Genomic DNA, 5,544 nt, shown 5'->3' with positions numbered 1-5,544 from the left:
TACAAGTTAAGGCCAACGCCAGGAAGAACCCCACCAAAACTAAGGAATCACAATTTAAAAACACTCACCAGGCGTTCCTGGCACCGACGGCGCAGTCGCTCCACGCGCCGCGCTCATGCATGCCCGGGCGTAATCGTATAGCCCGCCTCACGCAAGCGCTGCAACAATGACTGCGGGCCGAAAAAGTGCCCCGCCCCCACCGCCACGAGGATCGGCCCCTTCCCGTAGAAATAACCATCCTTCGCCAAGGTCGCCGCAAAAATCTCGGTGCCGCGCACAAACAGATACTGACTGAAGTCGTAGTGCGCTGCGCTCTCGCCCGGAAAGCGCATCATGGCAAGCCGTTCGAGCGTTGCCACATCGCCGGCGGCCCACGCCGTCTGCAAGGCCTCGTAGGAGATCTCACCCGGCGATTTACCATGCAATCCGGCGCATACGCCTTGCAGGAAGGCATCCTGATCGTCCGAGGGCATATCATCGAAGAGCCGCATGGCCTGCTCCATCGTTTCCAGATAGATCAACGGAATCATCCCGCGCCGCGCGATCGTCTCCAAACGTTCGTCGATGCCGCGAAACACGAGCGGCGCGCTCGACTTCACGAAATGCAGCCGCGTCGCCCCGGCCTTGCGCTGCCAGCGCCATTGATGCAGTCGCACGGCCTCCACGGAGAATCCCGCGAGCCACGGCTTGGTCTGGAAGAACACATGGATATCGGCGCCGCTCTCGCGTGCGCAGCGCGCTAGCGATTCGGCCGTCATCGAACGCATGTGGTTCGAGAGATTGTCGCTCACGGGATAAAAGCCGATGCGCTTGATCGTTTGCGCGTCTTCAGGCGTGGGCTGCGTATGCGCCTCGAGCACGATCGCCTGCACGCGTTGCGCCAGCGCCGCCAATGCAGCGTCCACGCGCGGGTCGTCGCTCGCGAGTCCGTGGAGGGTCGGCAGCAGCAGCAAGGTGGGATGTCCCGGCGCACTCGCCGTCCAGACCGGAGGGCGGTAGTCAGGCGCGCTGGCCTGAACATGCGACTGAGCATGCGCCGCCGGATCGGTGGCAACCGGCGCCGTTTCAGACGCAGGCGCGTTCGTCACGCCGCTCGCGCTCGTCATCGTTGTCGCCGCCAGCAGGCCTGCGGCAGCGCACGTGCGCACGATGTGCCCAGGCCTCGCGGTACGCATTGCGCGGCGCAGCGTCTCGGACATGCTCTCAGCGCTTATCATTGTTCGACCCCGCTTCAGGGGAAGCCCCGCTCGTAGCTTACACCGCGTCGCGCCGCCCATCGGTACGCGAGCGCACATGCGAAGCGGCGCAATCGATCGACCGGCCCGAGGAGCGCCTATGGATCGTCTGCAAACCATGCAGATCTACGTGAACATCGTCGAGCGCGGCAGCTTCACGCAAGCCGCCGAGGCGCTTCAGCTGCATCGCCCCGCCGTCACCAAGGCCGTGCAGCAGCTCGAACAGGAGCTCGGCATCCGCCTCCTCAATCGCAGCACGCGGCGCGTGAGCGCCACCGTCGAAGGCGAGGCGTTCTATCGGCGCTGTGTGCAGTTGCTCGCCAATGTGAACGATACGTTCGCCTCGTTCGCGCAGTTCTCGGCGCCGCGAGCGCAGCCAAAGGGCCGCCTGCGCCTGAACCTGGCCACGGCGTTCGCCAAGTCCGTGATCATCCCCGCGCTGCCCGAGTTCCAGCAGCGCTATCCGCAAATCGAGCTCGTCGTTGGCGCGAGCGACCAGCCCGTCGACTTGATTGGCGAAGGCATCGACTGCGTCGTGCGCATCGGTGAGCTCAAGGACTCCAGCATGGTCGCGCGCAAGATCGGCATGGTGCCTATGGTGACCTGCGGATCGCCCGCGTATCTCGCGCGCCATGGCGTGCCGCGCACGCTCGACGACCTGCGCGCGCACAAGGCCGTGAACTTTCTCACCGGCCGCAATCGGCGCGTCATTGACTGGACTTTCCGCTCCGCCGGCGAGATCGTGACGCTCAAGCTCGACAGCAGCGTGCTCACCGACAATTCCGAGGCGCTGCTCGCGTGCGCGCTCGCGGGCTTCGGCCTCGTGCACGCGCTGCGCCCGGCGCTGCAGCCGCATATCGACGCGGGCCAGCTCGTGGAGGTGCTGCCCGGCATCGCCAGCGCGCCCAAGCCGATCTCCGTCATGTACCCGAATCGCGACCATCTGCCGGGCAAGGTGCGCGCGTTCGTCGACTGGATCTCGGAGTTCGTGGGACGGCGCTATCCGGCCTGAATCCGCCCGCGCGGCGACCTTCCGCAACAAAGTCAGCGCATTGTTATTGATCCAATAACAATGAGTAATCGCGCCGAGCGTTTATTCGCGGCGCGCGGCGGCCTACAGTAGTGCTCGTTCAAAGCCATTTATTTGATCGATCGCGGGCTGCGGCGGATTTGCATCGCTCGCGCCGATCGACTTCACAAGGAGTCCGATATGTCCAGAGTCGTTCGTTTTCATCGCATCGGCGGCCCCGAAGCCCTGCAGATCGACGACGTCGACGTGCCCGCGCCCAAAGCCGGCGAAGTGCAGATCCGCGTCAAGGCCATCGGCCTGAATCGCGCCGAAGTGATGTACCGCAGCGGCGCATACACGTATGCGCCGCGTTTTCCGGCGATCCTCGGCTATGAGGGCTCGGGCGTGGTCGAGGCCGTGGGCAGCGGTGTAAGCGGCTTCGCGGTGGGCGATGCGGTGAGCGTCGTGCCCGCCTTCTCGTTCCTCGACTACGGCATGTATGGCGAGCGGGTGAACGCCCCTGCGCATGCCGTGGTGAAGAACCCCGCCGGCCTCTCGTTCGAGCAGGCCGCCGCCACGTGGATGATGTACACCACCGCGTGGGGCGCGCTGATCGAGCTGGGCGGACTGCAACGGGGCGACGCGGTGCTGGTGGGGGCGGCGTCGAGCAGTGTAGGTCTCGCCGCGATCCAGATCGCCAACAGCGTGGGCGCCGTGCCCATCGCGCTCACGCGCAGCGAAAAGAAGCGCGAGGCCCTGTTGCAGGCGGGCGCGAAACACGTGATCGCGGGTGGCGGTCTGGAGTTGACGAAGCAGGTGCTCGAGGCAACCGGCGGCAAGGGCGCGCGCATTGCGTTCGCCCCGGTGGGCGGCCCCGAAGCGGCGCATCAGTTGCGCGCGCTCGCGCAGCAAGGGATGTTCTTCCAGTACGGCGCGCTCGACACGCGCGACTTGAGCGTGCCCGTGATGGATCTGCTCGCCCGCCATCTCATCGTGCGCGGCTACGAGCTCTTCGAAATCACGAAGGATGCCGCGCGCCTCGAACGCGCCAGGCGCTTCATTACCGAAGGCCTCGCCTCGGGTGCGCTGAAGCCCACGATCGATCGCACGTTCCCGTTCGAGCGCATCGCCGACGCGCATCGCCACATGGAAGCGGGCGACCAGGTCGGCAAGATCGTGGTCACTGTCTGATTGGCGCGCGCTGCTTCAGCCCTTCACGGCGCGCGCCTTCGCGAGCACGTCGAGATTGCCCTCGCCGAAGCCATGATGGCCGCTGCGCTGCACCACTTCGAAGAAGATCTCGCCGGGGCGGCGCTTCACGAAGGTCTGGAAAAACAGGCGCGGAACGCCATCCGCGCCAATCTCGCCGTCGATCAGCACATGGCGCTGGCGCAGCGCGTCCAGGTCGACGCCATGGCCCGGCAGGCGCGCGTCGACCGAATCGTAATAGGCGGCGGGCGGCTCGACGAATTCAACGCCATTGGCTTTCAACGCGTCGATGCAAGGCACGATGTCGTCGGTCGCGAGCGCGATGTGCTGCACGCCCTCGCCCGGGTGATCGGGCAGATAGTCGTGCATGAGCTCGGTGCGGTGCGTGCCCTCCTCGTAGACGGGAATGCGGATCTCGCCGTCGGGCGACACCATCACGCGCGATTCCTGCGCCACGTGCCAGTTCGCGTTGATCTCGTGGATCTCGCGGAAATGCAGCAGGTCACGATAGAAGTCGAGCCATTCGCCGATGCGTCCCGCGCCCACCGTCTGCGTGAGGTGATCGACGCGCTCGAGGCCGGTGCCGGCGTGCTCTAGATCGGCCTGCGCCGTGGCGACGTCGATGGGCCGAAAGTCGATATCGAAGATCGAGATGTCACCCACGCCGCCGCGCTGGCCGCCCCGCCCGCGCCAGCGGTCGACGAAGTAAATGTGCGAATCGCCAATGCCCTGAATGGCCGGAATCCTGAGCTCGCCGGTGCCCACGCGCTCGCCTTCGAACGCCCACGCGCCCAGCCGCAACGCGTGCTCGAAGGCGCGCCGCGCATTCTCCACCCGCACGCCGATCGCGCAGATGCCCATGCCGTATTCCTCGGCGTAGCGCGCGGCGAACGAGTCGGGCTCGGCATTGACGAGGAAATTCATCTGGCCCTGACGATAGAGCGTGACGTTCTTGCTCACATGGCGCGCGATGGCCTTGAAACCCAGTTGAGCGAGCTGCGCCTCGAGCGCCGCGGGCTCGGGCGCTGCGAATTCGACGAACTCGAGACCGGCCATGCCGAGCGGATTGGCCGGATCCGGCGCGGCGGAACGGGAGTTGGACGACATGCGGAAAGCTCCTGAGACGGACGGAAAAGACTGCGTGCCAATTTTAACCAAATCGTACATAACGCCCAAGGCGGAGGTCTGGCAACGCCCCTCGCCGGCCTTGGTGCTAACCCGCGAAACGTTCGATAATCGCACCATTGTGGGCGATTATCGCGCAGCGCGTGCGCCCGGCGCATTGCCCCGGCGCGCACACGGTCCTATGCTCCGTTTCACCGTCGCGGCACACCAGGCAAGCGGCTTTGCATGAGACCAGCGCAAGGAGACACCTCATGACCCCCACTCTCGACACCACGCGCGCGGCCGAACCGGCCAGCGCCAGCCGCTCGCGCAGCCAGGCGAGGAAGGCCGCGCTCGGCAGCTTTGTTGGCGCCGTCGTCGACTGGTACGACTTTCTGCTCTATGGCATTGTCGCCGCCCTCGTCTTCAACGCGGAATTTTTCCCGAACATCAGCCGCAACATGGGCACGCTCGCGGCCTTCGCCACCTTCGGCGTGGGCTTCCTGTTCCGGCCGCTCGGCGGCGTGGTGTTCGGCCATTACGGCGACCGCCTCGGGCGCAAGCGCATGCTCGTGCTCACCGTCATGATGATGGGCCTGTCCACGGTTGCGATCGGGTTCTTGCCCACCTTCGCCTCGATCGGCTGGTGGGCGCCGGTGCTGCTTGTACTGTTCCGCGCGACCCAGGGCTTCGCCGTGGGCGGCGAATGGGGCGGCGCGGCGCTGATGGCCGTGGAAAGCGCGCCCGCCGGCAAGAAAGCGTTCTACAGCAGCGGCGTGCAAGTGGGCTACGGCGTGGGCCTCGTGCTCGCGACAGGCATTGTCGCGCTCCTGAGCCACCTGCTCGGCGAGGCGGCGTTCCGCTCGTGGGGCTGGCGCCTGCCCTTCGTCTTCAGCGTGGTGCTGGTGCTCGTGGGCCTGTGGGTGCGCTCGAGCATGGACGAGTCGCGCGAATTCGTCGAGAAAGTCGAGCACGGCCATCGCAAGC

At 65.9% G+C, this 5,544-nt stretch carries 5 protein-coding genes; 3 read left to right on the top strand and 2 right to left on the bottom strand.

Annotated features, from left to right (window positions below; translation table 11 throughout):
• Positions 1-113: 113 nt before the first annotated feature.
• Positions 114-1,106 carry a TraB/GumN family protein gene (locus BO1_RS39240; RefSeq protein ID WP_167338431.1) on the bottom strand — a complete coding sequence of 331 codons (993 nt, stop codon included), beginning with the start codon at positions 1,104-1,106 and terminating at the stop codon, positions 114-116.
• Between the two features lie 229 nt (positions 1,107-1,335).
• Here BO1_RS39240 and BO1_RS39235 point away from each other — a divergent pair, with 229 nt between their 5' ends.
• Positions 1,336-2,247, top strand: a complete 912-nt coding sequence (locus BO1_RS39235; RefSeq protein WP_028222248.1) for a LysR family transcriptional regulator — start codon at positions 1,336-1,338, stop codon at positions 2,245-2,247.
• A 198-nt stretch (positions 2,248-2,445) separates the two neighbouring features.
• Positions 2,446-3,435, top strand: coding sequence for a zinc-dependent alcohol dehydrogenase family protein (locus BO1_RS39230; protein ID WP_028222247.1), 990 nt, complete (start codon positions 2,446-2,448; stop codon positions 3,433-3,435).
• Between the two features lie 15 nt (positions 3,436-3,450).
• Here the strand turns inward: BO1_RS39230 and BO1_RS39225 are convergent, their stop codons facing one another.
• Positions 3,451-4,560, bottom strand: coding sequence for a 4-hydroxyphenylpyruvate dioxygenase family protein (locus BO1_RS39225; protein ID WP_028222246.1), 1,110 nt, complete (start codon positions 4,558-4,560; stop codon positions 3,451-3,453).
• A gap of 269 nt (positions 4,561-4,829) precedes the next feature.
• Between BO1_RS39225 and BO1_RS39220 the strand changes: the two genes are divergently transcribed.
• The coding region (locus BO1_RS39220; RefSeq protein WP_028222245.1) for an MFS transporter at positions 4,830-5,544 on the top strand (715 nt) is incomplete at its 3' end.

Origin of the sequence: Paraburkholderia oxyphila NBRC 105797, assembly GCF_000685075.1 — a bacterium.
GTDB classification, from domain to species: domain Bacteria; phylum Pseudomonadota; class Gammaproteobacteria; order Burkholderiales; family Burkholderiaceae; genus Paraburkholderia; species Paraburkholderia oxyphila.
This window is presented reverse-complemented; position numbering and strand designations above follow the sequence as displayed.

Excerpts from the sequence above, each read along its gene's own strand:
- BO1_RS39240 (WP_167338431.1), bottom strand. The coding sequence starts at position 1,106 with ATGACGAGCGCGAGCGGCGTGACGAACGCGCCTGCGTCTGAAACGGCG.
- BO1_RS39235 (WP_028222248.1), top strand. The coding sequence starts at position 1,336 with ATGGATCGTCTGCAAACCATGCAGATCTACGTGAACATCGTCGAGCGC.
- BO1_RS39230 (WP_028222247.1), top strand. The coding sequence starts at position 2,446 with ATGTCCAGAGTCGTTCGTTTTCATCGCATCGGCGGCCCCGAAGCCCTG.
- BO1_RS39225 (WP_028222246.1), bottom strand. The coding sequence starts at position 4,560 with ATGTCGTCCAACTCCCGTTCCGCCGCGCCGGATCCGGCCAATCCGCTC.